The sequence below is a fragment of the Bradyrhizobium rifense genome, assembly GCF_008123425.1.
Taxonomy (GTDB): Bacteria; Pseudomonadota; Alphaproteobacteria; order Rhizobiales; family Xanthobacteraceae; genus Bradyrhizobium; species Bradyrhizobium rifense.
In genome coordinates this window covers 186154-202898 of sequence record NZ_VSSS01000032.1, presented here as the reverse complement: position 1 = coordinate 202898, position 16745 = coordinate 186154, and the positions used below count along the sequence as shown (strand labels likewise).

At 62.3% G+C, this 16745-nt stretch carries 20 protein-coding genes and 1 pseudogene; 11 read left to right on the top strand and 10 right to left on the bottom strand.

Annotated elements, in window-relative coordinates:
- The first annotated feature begins 5 nt into the window (after positions 1-5).
- Positions 6-725, top strand: coding sequence for a hypothetical protein (locus FXB40_RS21965; protein WP_246207801.1), 720 nt, complete (start codon positions 6-8; stop codon positions 723-725).
- Between the two features lie 110 nt (positions 726-835).
- Here the strand turns inward: FXB40_RS21965 and FXB40_RS21960 are convergent, their stop codons facing one another.
- Entirely contained in the window at positions 836-2260 is a 1425-nt protein-coding gene (locus tag FXB40_RS21960) for an undecaprenyl-phosphate glucose phosphotransferase (protein ID WP_148774254.1), read from the bottom strand.
- A 346-nt stretch (positions 2261-2606) separates the two neighbouring features.
- Between FXB40_RS21960 and FXB40_RS21955 the strand changes: the two genes are divergently transcribed.
- Both FXB40_RS21955 and FXB40_RS21950 read left to right on the top strand, forming a co-directional pair.
- Positions 2607-2885: a hypothetical protein gene (locus FXB40_RS21955; protein WP_148774253.1), complete on the top strand. Its 279-nt coding sequence runs from the start codon at positions 2607-2609 to the stop codon at positions 2883-2885.
- Between the two features lie 168 nt (positions 2886-3053).
- Positions 3054-3788, top strand: a complete 735-nt coding sequence (locus tag FXB40_RS21950) for a metallophosphoesterase family protein (protein WP_148774252.1) — start codon at positions 3054-3056, stop codon at positions 3786-3788.
- Between the two features lie 27 nt (positions 3789-3815).
- On the opposite strand, the gene FXB40_RS21945 is transcribed toward FXB40_RS21950, so the two are convergent.
- The 3 genes from FXB40_RS21945 to rfbC form a co-directional block, all read right to left on the bottom strand.
- Positions 3816-4238, bottom strand: coding sequence for a hypothetical protein (locus tag FXB40_RS21945; protein ID WP_187437051.1), 423 nt, complete (start codon positions 4236-4238; stop codon positions 3816-3818).
- Positions 4239-4348: 110 nt separating this feature from the next.
- The gene (gene rfbD, locus FXB40_RS21935) at positions 4349-5245 is read right to left on the bottom strand and encodes a dTDP-4-dehydrorhamnose reductase (RefSeq protein ID WP_148774251.1); all 897 of its coding nucleotides are present in this window, start codon (positions 5243-5245) and stop codon (positions 4349-4351) included.
- A gap of 1 nt (position 5246) precedes the next feature.
- Positions 5247-5801, bottom strand: coding sequence for a dTDP-4-dehydrorhamnose 3,5-epimerase (gene rfbC, locus FXB40_RS21930; protein ID WP_148774344.1), 555 nt, complete (start codon positions 5799-5801; stop codon positions 5247-5249).
- A gap of 85 nt (positions 5802-5886) precedes the next feature.
- On the opposite strand from rfbC, the gene rfbA reads away from it, so the two are divergent.
- The 3 genes from rfbA to FXB40_RS21915 all read left to right on the top strand — a co-directional run bounded on the left by rfbA (position 5887) and on the right by FXB40_RS21915 (position 8143).
- On the top strand, positions 5887-6768 hold the full coding sequence (gene rfbA, locus FXB40_RS21925; RefSeq protein ID WP_148774250.1) for a glucose-1-phosphate thymidylyltransferase RfbA: 882 nt from the start codon (positions 5887-5889) through the stop codon (positions 6766-6768).
- 12 nt (positions 6769-6780) lie between these two features.
- Entirely contained in the window at positions 6781-7845 is a 1065-nt protein-coding gene (rfbB, locus tag FXB40_RS21920) for a dTDP-glucose 4,6-dehydratase (protein ID WP_148774249.1), read from the top strand.
- Between the two features lie 91 nt (positions 7846-7936).
- Complete coding sequence (locus FXB40_RS21915) at positions 7937-8143, top strand: hypothetical protein (RefSeq protein ID WP_148774248.1); 207 nt, start codon at positions 7937-7939, stop codon at positions 8141-8143.
- A 17-nt stretch (positions 8144-8160) separates the two neighbouring features.
- Here the strand turns inward: FXB40_RS21915 and FXB40_RS21910 are convergent, their stop codons facing one another.
- The 3 genes from FXB40_RS21910 to FXB40_RS21905 form a co-directional block, all read right to left on the bottom strand.
- Complete coding sequence (locus FXB40_RS21910; protein WP_148774247.1) at positions 8161-8430, bottom strand: hypothetical protein; 270 nt, start codon at positions 8428-8430, stop codon at positions 8161-8163.
- Positions 8431-8586: 156 nt separating this feature from the next.
- Entirely contained in the window at positions 8587-8739 is a 153-nt protein-coding gene (locus FXB40_RS48050) for a hypothetical protein (RefSeq protein WP_187437050.1), read from the bottom strand.
- Positions 8740-8898: 159 nt separating this feature from the next.
- Positions 8899-9084 carry a hypothetical protein gene (locus tag FXB40_RS21905; RefSeq protein WP_148774246.1) on the bottom strand — a complete coding sequence of 62 codons (186 nt, stop codon included), beginning with the start codon at positions 9082-9084 and terminating at the stop codon, positions 8899-8901.
- 557 nt (positions 9085-9641) lie between these two features.
- Here FXB40_RS21905 and FXB40_RS48045 point away from each other — a divergent pair.
- From FXB40_RS48045 to FXB40_RS21890, 3 genes are all read left to right on the top strand, one after another.
- Complete coding sequence (locus tag FXB40_RS48045) at positions 9642-9815, top strand: hypothetical protein (RefSeq protein ID WP_187437049.1); 174 nt, start codon at positions 9642-9644, stop codon at positions 9813-9815.
- Positions 9816-10801: 986 nt separating this feature from the next.
- Positions 10802-12394 carry an EAL domain-containing protein gene (locus tag FXB40_RS21895; RefSeq protein ID WP_148774244.1) on the top strand — a complete coding sequence of 531 codons (1593 nt, stop codon included), beginning with the start codon at positions 10802-10804 and terminating at the stop codon, positions 12392-12394.
- Positions 12395-12548: 154 nt separating this feature from the next.
- Positions 12549-12914: a VanZ family protein gene (locus tag FXB40_RS21890; RefSeq protein ID WP_148774243.1), complete on the top strand. Its 366-nt coding sequence runs from the start codon at positions 12549-12551 to the stop codon at positions 12912-12914.
- A 54-nt stretch (positions 12915-12968) separates the two neighbouring features.
- Here FXB40_RS21890 and FXB40_RS21885 read toward each other — a convergent pair whose 3' ends face one another.
- The 3 genes from FXB40_RS21885 to FXB40_RS21875 all read right to left on the bottom strand — a co-directional run bounded on the left by FXB40_RS21885 (position 12969) and on the right by FXB40_RS21875 (position 14385).
- Positions 12969-13397: a CHRD domain-containing protein gene (locus tag FXB40_RS21885; protein ID WP_148774242.1), complete on the bottom strand. Its 429-nt coding sequence runs from the start codon at positions 13395-13397 to the stop codon at positions 12969-12971.
- Between the two features lie 129 nt (positions 13398-13526).
- Positions 13527-13811, bottom strand: a complete 285-nt coding sequence (locus FXB40_RS48040) for a hypothetical protein (protein ID WP_187437048.1) — start codon at positions 13809-13811, stop codon at positions 13527-13529.
- A 127-nt stretch (positions 13812-13938) separates the two neighbouring features.
- Positions 13939-14385, bottom strand: coding sequence for a hypothetical protein (locus tag FXB40_RS21875; RefSeq protein ID WP_148774240.1), 447 nt, complete (start codon positions 14383-14385; stop codon positions 13939-13941).
- A 611-nt stretch (positions 14386-14996) separates the two neighbouring features.
- Here FXB40_RS21875 and FXB40_RS21865 point away from each other — a divergent pair.
- Positions 14997-15875: pseudogene (locus tag FXB40_RS21865) on the top strand (HD-GYP domain-containing protein); the annotation flags it as partial.
- Between the two features lie 183 nt (positions 15876-16058).
- A complete protein-coding gene (locus FXB40_RS21860) occupies positions 16059-16727 on the top strand; it encodes a hypothetical protein (RefSeq protein ID WP_148774239.1) in 669 nt (222 codons plus the stop codon).
- Positions 16728-16745: the final 18 nt, after the last annotated feature.

The window sequence follows — 16745 nt, the reverse complement described above, 5'->3', positions numbered from 1 at the left end:
ATTGCTTGCTGGCGGCCTCCGCGTTGGCGTGGGCAGTATCGACCCTCCCCAATCTGACCGATCCCACGGTATCGCGGGTTGCCCGGCAAATCGCCGCCGGCGAGAGCTACGACGCGCCGTTGCTGAGGCGCATCGTGGCGGCGAACCTGCCCGCGGCTCAGCAGCAGTGCGAACCAAAGGCGCTTCGGGAATTGCTCGTCCTGCAATTGTCGGCCGCCGACATGACCGTCCGCGGCACCGACCTGCCACAGGCGGATGCGGATGTTGAGGCCGTCCAGCGGATGAGCAAGATCCTGCTGGGATGCGCTCCGACCGAGTCGCTCGGATGGCTGGCGGCGTTCTGGGCCGGCTCGCGCCAGGACGGGCTAACGGCCAGAACCGTCGCGCTTCTCGACCAATCCTACCGCCTGGCACCGCATGAGGTCTGGCTGCAAATGATGCGCGTGCCCCTCGCCTTCCGGGCATTCGACGCGCTGCCCACCGCGTTGACGGACGCTGCGGTACAGGATTTCAACGACGTCTTCCACGACCGGCTGTACCCCAGCGCCGCCGCGCTCTACGTCAAATCCCCGGCGTCGGCACGCGGCAGACTTCTCGATCTGACCTGCGACGTGTCCGAACGGGAGAAATTGGCTTTCTGGTATCTCGTCCGCGACGCCGGAGGAAAGATCCAGCATCGGTGCTATCCGGCGGACGACCGTCCGCGCTACCTGATCGAGAATTAGCCGGCCGCTCCCGGCTGCATCGACAGCGCGCGGGACCGGAGCGCCTTATTAGCTGATGATCGAACGTCGCAGAGAATGCTCTGCCGACGACGGGCAGAGGCCCGCGCTTCTCAGTAGGCTTCCTGATGGATCAGGGCCAGAGCGGTCTTCAGGATGATCCTGATGTCCAGCCAGATACTCCAATTGCTGACGTACCAGACATCGTACTCGACCCGCTTCTCCATCAGGTCGATGGTCGGCGTCTCGCCGCGGAAACCGTTGACCTGGGCCCAACCGGTCAGGCCCGGCTTCATGTGGTGCCGATACACGTAGTTGCTGATCAGCTGGTCGTAATAATTGTCATGCGCGAGCGCATGCGGCCGCGGTCCGACCAGCGACATCTCACCGCGCAGGACGTTCCAGAGCTGCGGCAACTCGTCGATGCTGGTCCGTCGCAGCACGCGACCGACGCGAGTGACCCGGACGTCAGACTTCGTCGCCTGCGTCACGGTGTGGCCATTCTCCGCCACCGTCATGGAACGGAACTTCCAGATCTGGAACGGCTTGCCGTTGAACCCGCGCCGGGACTGCTTGAAGATCACATGGCCCATCGAGTCGAGCTTGATCATGATCGCCGCCGTCATCAGCAGCGGTGCCAGCAGCAGCAGGGCGAACGAGGCAAGGCCGATATCCAGGCAGCGCTTCTGCGCCCGCTCGAATACGGTGAGCGGCGCACGCTGGATCTCGATGGCAACCGTGCCGCTGACCGGCTGGAACGGCCGCGAGACGAGATCGGCGATCGGAAAGTCCGGCAACAGGCGAATCGGCTGGGGGACCATGCGCAGGTGCTGGCTCAGTCTCTGGAGCAGCGGCATCTCGTCCCAATCGATGACCAGGAGATATTCCTCGACATCGGCCGCGCGCGCCTGATGGACGACGTCGCGAATCTCGTGATCCCAGCCCGAGCCATCTTCGGACGGCCCGAGAACGAAATGACGCACGACGTTGAAGCCGTGCTTGCGCAGATCCTTGAAACGGCTCGACGTGAAATCGAGCGGCTTCAGGCTGAGCAGCACGACCTTGCGATCGACCAGACGGCCTCTGGCATAGCTCGAGTTCAGCGCGACGCGCCACAGCACCCGCAGCCCACCGAGCGCAACACCACCGGTCGCAGCAAACAGCAGCGTGGTTCCGCGCGACAGATCCGCCGACGATTTGAGCAGGAACGCCTCGACCGCGAGAATGGTCAGCGAGATGACCCAGATCGCCAGCGTCTTGCGGAGCTGCCAGACCGTGTTGAGAAGACGATGATGATCGTAGATGCCCTGGAAGTAGGAGATCATCACGAACACCGCGGCGACCACGAGACCCGCGCCGACCGACGAATCCTGCTCGGCAACAAGCAGACGATACAAACCGCTCGCCGCGAAATAGCTCAGCAGGAGCGCAAGAAAGTCACCAGCGATCAGAGCGACCTGGAGGGGACGTTGGAGAGCACCGCGACGGTTCGATACAACCGAATAATAGTTTTCCGAACCATAAGTTGCTACAGCCATCCGAACCTCGCGCTGCCTCGTCACGCACTCGCAACCGCCGAATTGCAAGCAGTCGATTAAATATGCGGTGCGTCTTGGACAATGTCTTAACTAAACAAAGCAACAATGCGGCACCGCACCCAAAAAATCAAATCTATTTTCTGCAATGCGGCGACTGCATACGTGCATGCTCAAAGTGTTGTCACAAGCCTGACATTTAACTGAGCATCGCGCTGCGTTTCGCATCAAATCATTCTAATTTTACACATAATTGCGCGCACATTTGAACGGTTGTTCAACCCTGTTGCTTAAGCCGACCTTAGGCCGGCGCCATTAACACTCATGGCAGTTTCGAGGGAGTTGTGCCGTGAGTGCCGTCGCCATTTTCAGTCTGCTGATCGGATCGTTGCTTGGAGGCCGATTCCGGGTTTTCATTCTGCCTCCGACGATCGTGCTTGGCGGAGCGATGATTGGCGCCGTCTCCGCCTGGCAGGGACAAGGCGCAGCCCACATTGTCGTCATGATCGTTGTCTTTGCGGCCATGCTCCAGCTTGGCTATCTCTGCGGCGCGCTTCTGCTCCGCACGCGTGCAACAGCGTACCGCGGCAAGGCTGCTCCGTCGTTCGACAGCCGCACCTTCGGCTGAGCGCACCAAGCGCGGCAAATCGACGCCTCATCAAACGACGCGGGTGATAAGACAGCCGCACGAACCGTCGTTCACATGACGTGGACGAAAAAAGCGGCTCGTGCCGACCCGAATTCGTCGATAGCATATTGACATCTCGGGCGAAGCTCTCTCCAAGAGTTGGACCCCATGGTCACGACCCCGACTCAAAACTCGCCCCGGCCGAAGTTGCCGAACGGCGTGCGGATCTACGCCCTCAGCGACATCCACGGCTGCGCGCATCTGCTCGAACAGATGTTCGCCGTCATCGATGCGGACATGGCGAACAGCCGGCCCTTTCGCGCGATCGAGGTCTTTCTCGGCGACTACATCGATCGCGGACCGGACTCGCGTCACACCCTCGATCTCTTGATCGACCGCAGCCGCCGCCGCAACACGGTCTTTCTCAAGGGCAATCACGAGGCCTATTTCACCTCGGTGCTGGATGATCCCTCGCGCACCGCCGACTGGTTTCAGTTCGGCGGCCTCCAGACCCTGATGTCCTACGGAATCTCGGCAACGCCCGATCTCAGCAAGGACGAACAGTCCGATCTCGTGCGCGAGCTCACCTCCGTAATGCCGCCGCAGCACATCGCGTTCCTGCGCCAGTTGCGGCCGACATTCATATGCGGCGACTTTTTCTTCGTGCATGCCGGCGTACGTCCGGGAGTCCCGCTGTCCGAGCAGCGCGAGCAGGATCTGCTGTGGATCAGGGACGAATTTCTGCAGAGCAAGAAGCGTTTCGGCAAATACGTCGTGCACGGCCATACGCCGGTGCGCCAGGCCGAGCTGCTCGAGAACCGTGCCAATATCGACACCGGAGCGTATGCGACCGGCAATCTGACCTTGCTGTCGATTCAGGGCAACAGCATGCTCGCGATCTAGCGACGCGCCCGCACGCGGCGCGAAGCGTCAATTGGTCTGGCTGGCCGACGGCCGGTATTCCGGAAACCGGCTGAGCATCGCGGCCTTCAGGAATTTGAAATGGGCGATCGAGGCGCTGAGCTCCTTGAGCCTGCGCTGGCCGTTCAGGATTTCCTTGTCGAACAGATCCTGATGGTGATTGTCCAGCGCTTCGCGCTCGAGATATTCGTCATTGCCGTTGCCGATGGTCACTGCCGCGCGCGCCAGCACGTCTTCCACCCGGCGGTTCAGACCCGATTGCTCACGCTCCGCCGCATGCAGCGCGTCCTCGATCGCGACCATGATGGCTTCGATGCGCGTGCGATCGGTGTCGGCGTCGCGCTCGGGCGAGCGGGCACGGAACGTCTGCTCTCCGCCGAAGCGGTCTCTCAGGAAATTGTGTGTGCGGGCCCGCAAGAAGAGCTGAAACATGCGTGCACTTTCCGGTTCGAGGCACCAAACCGGAAAATGGGCCCTGGATGGTTAACAAAGTTTAAAGGCCGCGGAACGTTGTGCTCTGATGCGGCCCCGTGAACCAGCGTTCAGATCGTCGCCTTGAGGGCATCCAGCTCGCGATCGAGCGCCTCCTGCCAGCTCGGCGGCGTAATGCCGAACCGCTCGCGCAGCCGCGTGAGATCAAGGCGAGAATTGGAGGGCCGCTTCGCCTTGACCGGAAATTCGTCCGATCGGATCGGAACGATTTCCTTCACGGCGAATTTCGCGCCCCTCGACTGCAACCCGGCAACGATCGCAGTCGCAAAGCCGTGCCAGCTGGTCTCGCCGGCGCAGACCAGATTGACGACGCCGCTTCGCTGCTCGAACGTCTTGCGAAGGTCGTCGTCACTCCGCGGCAGCATCGCAACCACCGCTTGCGAAATCGCATTGGCTGTCGTCGGCGCGCCGATCTGGTCGGCGACGATCCGCAACTGCTCGCGCTCTCCGGCGAGGCGCACGATTGTCTTGAGGAAATTCGCACCGGTTGCAGCGTACACCCAGGACGTGCGCGCGATCACATGCAAAGCACCGGCCTCGGCAATGGCCTGGTCGCCAGCAAGCTTGCTTTGGCCGTACACCGAGAGCGGCGCCGGCGTGCTGTCCTCGCGCCAGGGACTTTCGCCGGAGCCGTCGAAGACATAGTCCGTCGAAAAATGCACCAGCGGCACGCCACGGGGCGCCGCCCATTGGGCGATGGCCCTGGGAGATTCCGCGTTGACCCGGAACGCGAGCTCTCGCTCGTCTTCCGCACGATCGACAGCCGTATAGGCCGCGGGATTGATGATCAGATCCGGCTTGATCGAATCCAGCCTGCCGGCAAGCTCGTCCGGCCGCGACAGATCAAACTGTTCCCGCGGCGGCGTAACGATATCAGCTCGCTCCCGAAGCAGCGGAAGCAAAGCTCCGCCCACCTGCCCCGCAGAGCCCGTCAGCAGGATCCTCATGTCAGATCTCTCCGTAACGCGGGAGATTCTTCACATCTGCGAGCAAGGGCGCATCGGCATCCTTGGGCGACAGTGAGGGATCTGCGAGGCCCCAGTCGATACCGATCGCCGGGTCGTTCCATCGAACCGAGATCTCATCCTTCGGGCTGTAGAGCGCGTCGCATTTGTAGAAGAAATCGGCCGTCTCGGAGAGAACGGCAAAGCCATGCGCGAAGCCGCGAGGAACCCACAATTGCCGCCGATTCTCCTCATTCAGCTCGACAGCGACATGACGCCCAAAATTTGGGCTACCAACGCGAACATCGACAGCAACATCCAGAACCCGGCCGCGGAGCGCCGTGACCAGCTTGCCCTGCGTGCCTGGATTCTGTAGGTGCAGCCCACGCAACACTCCATGACGTGAGCGTGACAGATTGTCCTGAACGAACGGCTGCGCAACCCCGCTCTGCGCGTAGCGCTCGAATTGGTAGGTCTCCAAGAAAAAGCCGCGTTGATCGCCGAATAGCTTCGGCTCGATGATCAAAACCTCGGGCAGATCTGTCTTGATAACGTTCATTCCAGCGACTTCAGCTCCGCACATACAACAATCTTGTGCAGCGCACACTATCTGATATTTTCGAATTGGTAAACCAGAGGGACCTATGAAGGGAATTATACTCGCTGGCGGAACAGGCTCGCGCCTTTTTCCCGTCACGACAGTGGTATCGAAGCAGCTGCTTCCGGTTTTCGACAAACCGATGATCTACTATCCGCTGTCGACATTGATGCTCGCTGGGATCCGCGACATTCTCATCATCTCGACGCCGCAGGACAAGCCGCTGTTCCAGCGCTTGCTCGGCGATGGATCGGAGATCGGCGTCAACTTCTCTTACGCCACGCAGGACACCCCGCGCGGTCTTGCCGACGCCTTCATCGTAGGCCGCGAATTCGTGGGATCGGATTCCGTCGCGCTGGTTCTCGGCGACAATATCTTCTACGGCCACGGACTTCCGGAGATGCTCGCCAGGGCGGCAACTCGCAAGAGCGGCGCCACGATCTTCGGCTACGTCGTCAACTCACCCGAGCAATACGGCGTGGTCGAGCTCGATAGTGACGGACGTGCGCGCTCGATCGAAGAGAAACCCAAGCAGCCGAAGTCGAATGTGGCCGTGACCGGCCTCTATTTCTACGACAACAGCGTGGTCGAGATCGCTGCAGGGATCAAACCTTCGGCGCGGGGCGAGATCGAGATCACCGACGTGAACAACGCCTACCTCGCGCGCGGCGACCTGTTCGTCGAAGTGCTCGGGCGCGGGTTTGCCTGGCTCGACACCGGCACGCACGCCTCGCTGGTCGAAGCCAGCCACTTCGTTCAGATCCTGGAACAGCGCCAGGGCCTGCGCATCGCCTGCCCCGAGGAAATCGCCTTGCGGCGCGGCTACATTTCTCTCGAAGCCTTCAAGAAGGTTGCAGAGAGGACCGCCAAGAGCAGCTACGGCGAGTATCTGCAATCGGTTGCCCGTTCCTTCGCCGCTCAAGACTGAGGCAGATCACACATGCGTTTCGAAGGCTCCACGATTTTCGTCACGGGCGGTGCGGGTTTCATCGGCTCCGCAGTCGTCCGTCATCTCCTCCGCGACACGCACGCGCGCATCGTCAACATCGACAAGCTGACTTATGCGGCCAACCTCGAGTCGATTCCTGACGCCGAGGCAAACCCGCGTTATGCGTTCGAGAAGCAATGCATTTGCGAGGCGGCCTCGCTTCGCAAGCTGTTCGAGAAGTACCAGCCCGCCGCGGTGATGAACCTGGCGGCGGAGAGCCATGTCGACCGTTCGATCGACGGCCCCGGCGAATTCATCCAGACCAACATCGTCGGCACCTTCACGCTGCTGCAGGAAGCGCTGCGATACTGGAGGGGGCTGAGCCCGGACCGCCGTTCGCAGTTCCGCTTTCTCCACATCTCCACCGACGAGGTGTTCGGGTCGCTCGGCAAGGATGGCTACTTCACCGAGACCACGTCCTATTCGCCCAACTCGCCCTATTCGGCGAGCAAGGCATCCTCCGATCATCTGGTTCGCGCCTGGCGCGAGACCTACGACCTTCCGACGATGGTGACGAACTGCTCGAACAATTACGGGCCGTATCACTTTCCCGAGAAGCTCATTCCCCACATCATCATCAAAGGGCTCGCCGGCGAGCCGCTGCCGGTTTACGGCGACGGCCAGAACATTCGCGACTGGCTCTACGTCGAGGACCACGCCAAGGCGCTCACGCTCGTGCTCGAGCGCGGCGCAATCGGCGAGACGTACAATGTCGGCGGCCGAAACGAGCGCACCAATTTGCACGTCGTGGAAAGTATTTGCGACATGCTGGACGAAATGTCGCCGCGCACGGCGGGCCCCCGGCGCGGCCTCATTTCGTTCGTCGCCGACCGCCCCGGTCATGATCGCCGCTACGCGATCGATGCTTCGAAGCTCGAGCGCGAGCTCGGATGGCGCGCTGACGAGAATTTCGAAAGTGGCCTGGCCAAGACGGTTCGCTGGTTCTTCGACAACCGCAACTGGTGGCAAACCATTCTCGATCGCGGCTATCAGCAGAAGCGCATCGGCCTCGGCTAGCGGATCGACCCACCCCTTCGTGGCAGCTGCCGTCCCGCAAGATGTGACGGCAGGCTGACCGCGTCGATCTGCAAGAGGGACTCACACGAGGATGGACGCATCCTACTTCGTCTGGATTCGCGGCCTGGATGGTCGTCCGAAGCCGCAGATCTGGGACGCGGACCAGTTTTCGGGCCCTGAATGGAAGTTCAGGCACGTCATGGCCCGGCATGCTCTGGACGCTGGAGTACGCGGGATCGGGCTGGACCGCCTCGCGAAGCTTTTTCCCGCGCCGCCCTTCCCGGACGAATCGACCTGAAATTCCGGCCTGTAAGACTAGAGGTAAGGCTGATCGACGCGGCTCTGCGCCATCCAGACTTTCCATGCGTCTTCATGCTTGGCATATAGCTCCAGCCACCGCTGCTCGCCGGGAGCAGGCTGAGCGCTCCGCTCGATCCAGATTGCTCCGGTTCGGCCGCCATCCGGCTCGCTGTCGAGCCGCTCGAACTCAAAGGTCTCCTCGAGCGTCAGACCGATCAGAACGCGCCTGCCGACCGCATCAACAAAATATCGCCGCGGCGCATTGTTGTTCCTGACGCTCGTCATGGCGCACCTTTTTCGCGATCCACGGGCCGTTCAGACCAACAGGCCTGCAAGAACCGTGCGCAACTTAATGAGGGCATGCGAGGGGAACGATATCGGGCACGGCCTAACCTGCCTCGCATGGTTACCTTCGCGGGATGTGGTTTCGGCTGAATCCACTCAGAACGCACGACGCGCCCTGGCAAAGGACACGTGCTGGCGCTCCCAGGCAGCGTGGATCGGTCGTTGTTCCCTGTGCGCCCGCCGCGCGCGCATCGCATAGCCGATGCAGAAGCCAACGAAGGTCGAAATCAGAATCGAAACCCAGCTCATCCGAACGTCTCTCACTTTGGCCGCGTATCCGTCGCCTCCATTCGGCGAGCGAACATTCTCATCTTCGAGTTGTGTCGAGATCGTGATCGCGGTCGCTGATTTTGTCGTCACAGGCGGGAATTTTTGGGCAGCAGCGTGCTTGCTTCCTGGCCGTTCGCATCAACCAAACAGCCAGAAGAAGAATTTCACCGACAGCAGAATGATGAAATAGGCCCATCCCGCCATTGCGATCAGCGCAATGCCGAGAAACGCACCTTCGAATGCCCGTTCTCTCATCTTCGCCAGAGGCTTTGCAGATAGCGTTTTTTGAATCATCTCGATCTTCTTGTTATTCGTATCGCTCACACGATCATAGCCGAACGAATTCGACGATCTCGTGACGGATGCAGACGAGAAACGGCTGATACGCGCGCGGACTCCTGCACGACATCGATCTTCAACGAATTTTGAATCGATGCGGCGCGCAGCATCGGGTGACGGAACAATTTTTCCGATGGCGCGCCTGGAGGAATTTCAACGAATCAGAGTTTGCAACTTTCACGCGAGATCGTCCGACCGCATGTGAAAATCTCGCAAGCGGTCTTGCGGGGAGAGCGGAGACCGGTTCGGCGGCAATCGGACGTGGTCGCGGGGCGTCAGGCCGGATGGCCGCGACCGTCGCTGATCGGCGCGAGACAAGGAAAACCCCGGAGTTGTACGGAGCGCCAGGCGCCGATTTCCTCGCGGTAAGGTTGAGGGGTTAGCTTAATCCCCGTTGTTTGTTGCGAAGTCTCGCCAATCGCATATCCATCTCCGCACCGGGCTTCCCCAAGAGCCCGGCCCCACCCAAGCAAAGCCGTCGAGCGACATGGGTCCGCTTGGCGGCTTTGTCGTTGTGTCGATGCAAGAGGATCATTTCGGTTATGGCGCGGAAGCCCTGGTCGTTCAAGGAAGACCGCCGGCTCATGGAGCTGGCCAAATCTTCGACGTCGTTGGAGGAGGCCGCAAAGCAGCTCGGGCGATCACCCGACGCGATCAAGCGCATGGCCTTGCGTCTCGGCCTGGCGCTCAAGTCAAAGGCCGCCAAGAAGAGCTAGCGGGCGCACGCCGCGCGAGCGACAATTCGTGGATGCGGGCCACTGCCGTCGGCAGCAGCCGGATGCAAGTCGCAAAACGACGCATTCCGGACGCCGCAGCGCTCTCGATCTGTCCGCGCGCGGATGTTAGGCTCTCCAACTGAAAGTCGGCTGTTTGTCGCCGAGGCAATTGCTCGACGGCCTCGGTACCCGATCGATAATTTGTTGGAGGATTGCACCATGTTGTCCCGCGCACTCGTCGTAGCGTTGCTCCTGGGTCTGCCTTCCGTGGCGTCGGCGCAAGTTCCCGTGGGGTTCGGATTCCCGAATGGGGCCCCCTGGTGTGCGTTTGGTTTCGATTGCCGATTCCTGAATTTCCACGAATGTGCGGACCGGATCTATGATCCCGCGCATAACTGCCTCAAGAATCCCTACTTCGCGGCGCGCTGGCCGACCAACGTCGACAAGGGCTGGTCCTACAATCGGCGTTGAACAGCGCGCGCCCCGCCGGCACCATCGTCTTGCAGTGAGACGATCGTCGTCGCGCTTGCCCCGACGGGCGAGAACCGCGGATGACGAGAATTTGGGCGGCGCCGATCGCTTGCCCAATCCTCGACGAGGGGAACTCTCGGGCCGCCTCAGCATTGTGCCCTAAAGGAATGCGGGAGGCGGAGCCCATCACGGCAAACTCTTTCCTAATTGCGATGTCGATTTGGTTCGCCGTTAATATCTTGTTCGTGGCGTGGCGATTGTGGGTGACTAGGCCGGAAAGCTGGGAAACTGGTACCGGCGCTCGCCATCTCAGTCCCGTCAGTGTGAAATCGCATTTGCGCCGCCACGCCTTACGCCGCCGACACCATCCATCGCGGCGGGAGACCTTCGGGAGCTGCCCCGTCGGTTGATCCGTGAACTGAGGTTCACGCAGCCGCATGCGGTCGCCTTAAACCCTATCTTAGCGCCTCCGAGGTTAGAGTTCTCGTCACATTCTCTTAACCTTTGCGGGCCGGATGAAAGCAGCACGGCCGAAACTCTCACTGGTGGTGCTCGTGCTTGCGGGCATGGCTGCGTTCGCCCTTGCCGGTCACATCGCGGCGACGCGGTTCATTCGGGATCAGCAGACGCGCCAGCTCGACGAGCTGACCGAAGTCGTGCTGCGCCGGTCCGAATTCGCCGTCGACTTCGCGACCGCAAGCCTTGACGAGCTGGCCAGCCGCGGGCTCGCCACATGCGCCCCCGCCTCGCTCCAGGCGATCCGCCTCCACGTCTACCAACGCTCCGCCGTGAAGGATGTCCGTCTCGTCAATTCCGACGGCTCGGTGATCTGCTCGGCCTATTCGGAGACGCTCGAATTCGACAAGGGCTGGGTCGATCGGGCCGACATGCTTGCGTCGCGCGATTCGAAGCTGATGCTGTTTCGTGTCGAGCAGTTCGGCGGCGACGCGCTCGGCGTGCTCAGGGACATCGGCGACGACAAGGCACTGGTCGCCATTCTCGGCATCAACTCCAGCCTGTTCGACATCATGCCGGCCGAGCTGCGCGCCCATGGCGAGGTGCTGCTTGCACTCAAGAACGGCGCACAGCTCGGCGAGTTCGCGCTCGACGCCGACAAGACGCTGGCGCATCCGATTGATTTTGAGAAAAGCTCAGCGCGCTATCCGTTGCGCGCGGTCATTCGCATCGACAGATCCGTGCTGTCGACATGGAACAGCGACGTCTACTGGCCGGCGATGGCGGTCGCGCTTGCGCTCGGCGCGCTGTTCGGCGTTCTGCTGTCGCGAACGCGGCGGATGGAGGGACCGGTCGCCGATCTCGATCGTGCGCTGGCGCGGGGTGAATTCAAGCCTTACTTCCAGCCGATCTTCGATCTTCACACCGGCGAGATCAGGGGCTGCGAGATCCTGGCGCGCTGGCTGCGCGAAGACGGCACGGTGGTGCCGCCGATGAACTTCATTCCGCTTGCGGAATCCAGCGGACGGATCGAGGCCATGACCTGGCAGCTGCTCGGCCGCGCGCTGGCCGACCTCCAGCCGCATCTCAAGGCCGACAAGGATTTCAAGCTCTCGTTCAATGTCGTGCCCAAGCACATGCTCGGCGCAGGGTTCGTCGAAACGCTCCGCAGCACCGTCGCTGCGGCACGCGTGTCCGCGCGGCAGATCGTGCTCGAGGTGACCGAGCGCGACGAGCTCGACGATCTGGCGCGCGCCGCGGCCGTGGTGGGTGAGTTGCGCGACTACGGCTTTCGCGTGGCCATCGACGACGTCGGTGTCGGCCATAGCGGGCTGTCGCGGCTGAAGGGGCTCGGCGCCAACACGATCAAGATCGACAAGTTCTTCGTCGACACCATCACGGTGGACGCCTCGACCACGACGATCGTGGAGATGCTGGTGGCGCTCGCCAGGGACTTCCACATGACCGTGGTTGCAGAAGGCGTCGAAACCGAGGAGCAGGTTCGCGCGCTGATCTCGTGCGGCGTCGAGGAGGGCCAGGGCTATCTCGTCGCCGCGCCCCTGCCCTTCGCGAAATTCAGCGAATTGATGGTGTCGCGGCGTGCGGCGAGCGCAGCCGCGGCTCCGGCCCGCGACAGCGCACTGGTGGCGTAACCCTGCCCGGCTGGCCCGAATTCGAACAGTTGCCAGCCCGAACATGTCCCGGTGCGAACCACCCGTCATGAACACACAATCGACGACATACGCCCCTTAACGATATTTTCCGCTTTCGAGAGCGGCACGCCGGTCGACCGGCTATGATGCTGCAATGCGCCGAAATCATCTCATTGCAGCTGCGGCCATCTGCCTTGCGCTGATCGTCTATGCCACGCTGGCTACGCTTGCGGGCAGGCCGGTGCTGATGGGCCATGCAGAGGCCTATTGGGTCGTCGTCATCGAGCGCTTCAGCGCCTATTGCCTACTGGGCTTCCTGCTGTCCTTCCTGCTGCCGGGACGCTTCAGGCTGGCTTGTGCATTCGTGATCGCCGTCGCCCTTGGACTCGAGATCCTGCAGACGCTGGTGCCCGACCGCGATCCGCGGTTCCTCGACGTGCTGCAAAAGGCGGCCGGCGGCATCTTCGGCGTCAGCCTCGCCCAAACCATTCTGGCTTTCCTGCCCAGACCGCCGTCCTGACGCGAGCGGCGTCAGCTCACATCGCGAGCGCGACGTGCAGCTTGGTCCGACAGATTATTTTGCCATCTGCCCGCGCAGCTCACCGCCTGGATTGGCCGCGGTATGGATGTTCGCATACCATTTGCCGGCCAGGAGATCGGCAGCCTGCGTCTCGGTGAGGGTCGCGGTGCCCTGGATCGGGCTTTGCGTCGACTTGAACGGCAGCGCGATGCCGGCATTCTTGCCGGATTCGCTCGGTCCGTGGAAATGCGCGCCGAGCGCGGGACCGGTCAGATCCGCGTAGGTGACCGTATAGGTCAGGACCTTGGTATCGGTGTCGAAAGCCGCCTCGGCCTTGCCGGAGCCGGAACTCGTGTTGGGCGGCACCTCGTTGCTACCTTTGAGTTCGGCCCGCAGTTTGACCACTTCGGCGCTGGCGGCCGTCACGAGAAGAGGCGGGAGCGCAAAAACCAACGCACCCGCAAGGCACACAGCTCTCATCATGGCAACCTCCCAGCCTGGATCCCGTTGGCTTCGACCTGTTCCGGTGTGAAACCCCGGAGGTCGCGCCAAATTCCGGCTGGGAGACTATGCCTGATTCGAACGGAGCCGACTGCTGCCGGAGCGACGGACTTACGCCACGCCGCGCCTGAAGCTGTCCTGATCGGAGTCGAAGCCGCCGGACATCTGCCGGTGGGTTTCGCGCAGCGCCGTGACCGCATCATCGAGGCCGAATTCGCCCTCGCGAATGGTCTCGAAGAACCGGGTCATCAAGCCAAAGTCCAGCTTGACGCGGGTGTTTCCATCGCGGCTCTTGCGGCGATCGAGCGACAGATGCAGCGCCAGCACCCTGGCTTCAGCGGCTGTGCAGCCGCTAAGCGTCGCGAGTTCGTCATAAGTCATCCAGATCTGAGGCATATCCCTGTCCGCCTTTTGTTATGGCCTCAACCTAGATTTCACTTCTAAAAGCACTCTTGCCGCGGCGCGGTCCTCAGGCGCTTTCGCGCTAACAGCGTCAACGCAAAGCTAAGGCGCAAGGCACACATCAGGACGCGGGGGGCCTGGAGGGCGTAAACGGCGGCCGTGACCGCGACCGGCTGTCGAGCCCCTTGGGCAGCTTGTCGGGATTGAGCTTGAGGACCGCGCATTTGGCGTCGGCTGGCAGCGCTTCTTCCTGGCTGTAGATCAGCGTGCATTCGAACCCGACCTCGGGCGCCTCTCGCGCCATGCCCGAGCATGTCGCCATCGCGCCGCTGCACAGGCCGGTCAAATTGACCTCGACCTCATCAGGACCAAACACGCTGGGATTGCCCTCGGCATGGCGCTTCACGGTCAGGACAGCCGTGAAGCGTTGCTGATCGACCTGATAGGAGCCGCCATAAGTGAAGAAGCTGTCGCGGCCCGAGATCCGCCCCTCGACCAATTCGACAAGGCCTGTGCCCTGGCCGCGCGGGGTCCTGAACCAGGCAGCGTATTTGCCGTCTCTCAGCATGAAAAACATCCGTCGTAATATTCAAACGTATTTGCGACGAACTCTGGGGCGCGACAATGACTGATATGGCGGGTATTCCACCACGGTTAACACCTCGCAAAACCAATTCGTCAAATTGCCGGTGCCACATGCGCGACGCCGGCCGCAACTCAAAACAACTCGATGCCGTCATCCGCAGGCTCGACCGCCGCGACCCGGCGGGCGGCGGCGCTCGACAGCCCGAGGGCTTGCAAAAATTCCCGGTGGACGTCGCGCTCGCGCTCCATCGTGTAGCGCGCGAAGAGATCGTCGAGCAGCGCCGCGTCCTGCGGCTGCGACCGATGCGTGCCGGCGCTTGCCGTCTCCAGGCGCGCAGCGACGGTGGGCAGCGTCGCAGAGCTCTCACCGAGCGAGCTCATCAGGCCCTGCGCGGAATTCATCAGGCCTTCGAACTCGGCGCCTTCATCGACGAGCCGTCTCATCAGCGTGCCGAGCCGTTCGTTGCCGGCTTCGACCTCGCGCAGCGCCTGGAGGATCTGCGGCTCCAGATCGGCGAGCTGCGTGGGATCGCCCTGGACGCGGAACTCCTTTAATTCGTTGGCGGAGCGCTCGATGCCGTCGAGCACGGGCCGCAGACCGACGACATCAAGATGGAAGCGCTGCAGGCGGGTGCAACCGATTTCCTGCCCAAGGCACCGCAGAGCGTCGAGATGACGGTGCGGCTGCGGAATTTGATTCAGCTTGGTGCAGCCGTACGCAAGCTCAACGATCGCGCTGCGCATCTGGCCAGCGAGGTCGCTGCCGCAACGCGCAAGCTCGGTGAGCGCGAGGAGGAGATCATCCTGCGGCTCGCGCTCGCGGTCGAATACCGCGACAACGATACCGGCAAGCACACGCTGCGGGTCGCCCGCTACAGCCGGATCATCGCCGAGCAGCTCGGCCTCCCCGCCCGGCTCTGCCGCGACATCTATCTCGCCGCCCCGCTGCACGACGTCGGCAAGGTCGCCATTCCCGACAACATCCTGCTCAAGCCCGGCCGGCTGACCGACGACGAGATGGCGGTGATCCGCACCCATGCCACGATCGGCGAGAAGATTTTGGCCGACTCCAGCTGCGAGCTGATCCAGCTCGGTGCGCAAATTGCCGCAGGCCATCATGAGCGATGGGATGGCGCCGGCTATCCGAACGGCCTCAAGGCAGACGAGATCCCGGTCGCCGCACGCGTGGTCGCGGTCGCCGACGTATTCGACGCCCTGACGACGCGGCGCCCATATAAAGAGCCGATGCCGCTGGACGTGGCGCGTGACTATCTGGTCGAGAACCAGGGACGGCAGTTCGACCCGGCCTGCGTCGAGGCCTTTCTGTCGCGCTGGGATGAGGTGGTGGGGATCGCCGCCGGGCCAGTTGCGACGCCGTTGCCGAAATCCGGGGCCACCCCCGCACCCTTTATATTAGGAGCGACCGGGAGCCGTCCGGACCTGGACCGCACGGACGAAGCCGCCGCGGTCTGACATTGCGTCGACAGTCACGGTTTGCCGCGGCGCCGTTTTCTGCCATCACGGGTTTGAACCTGTTCCTGCCAGGGTGCACCAATACCAAGAGTGATTCTGATCACACTTGCCTGGGGCATCCGCTGCTAGGCTCCCGCCGGGACGTGGATCAGTCGGGTATCGTTCGAACTGGATGAAAAAGTCATGAGAAGCCTGATCGGCGCCATCGCCGGCGTATTTTGCCTCGCGGCTCCCGCCATTGCCGAGACGCCCGCCGCCATCGTCGAGGACGTGCAGGGCAAGGTCGACGGCATCGAATTCATGGACTATGTGGCGCCTGGCAAGATCATCAAGCTCGGCCCCAAGGCCGGCATCACGCTCAGCTATCTGAAATCCTGCCTGCGCGAGACCATCACCGAAGGCGTCGTGCTGGTCGGCGCCGAGCAAAGCACCGTGCAGCTCGGCAACGTCCAGCGCGTCAAGGTGCCCTGCGACGCCAACGCTGCGCAACTCTCCGAGCGCGAGGCAAGCCAGAGCGCGGCGACCACGTTCCGCACCATGCGAGCCGATGCTGGCAGCGCCCCCGCCAAGCTGCCGACGATCTACGGCACAGCCCCGCTGATTCAGGCCAAGAGCGGCAGCACGCTGGTGATCGAACGCACCGACGGCAAGGAGCCCACGATCAGCCTTCCGCTCAAGAGCGACATCATGGTCGCCGGAAAATTCTATGACCTCTCGAAAGCCGGCAAGTCGCTGACGCCGGGCGGCAGCTATCTCGCGAAGCTCGGCGCCAAGCGCTACGCCTTCCAGGTCGACGCCAGCGCGACATCGTCGCCGACGCCGATCGTCGGCCGTCTGCTGCGGCTCGAATAGACGGCCTGCGACAGCAAC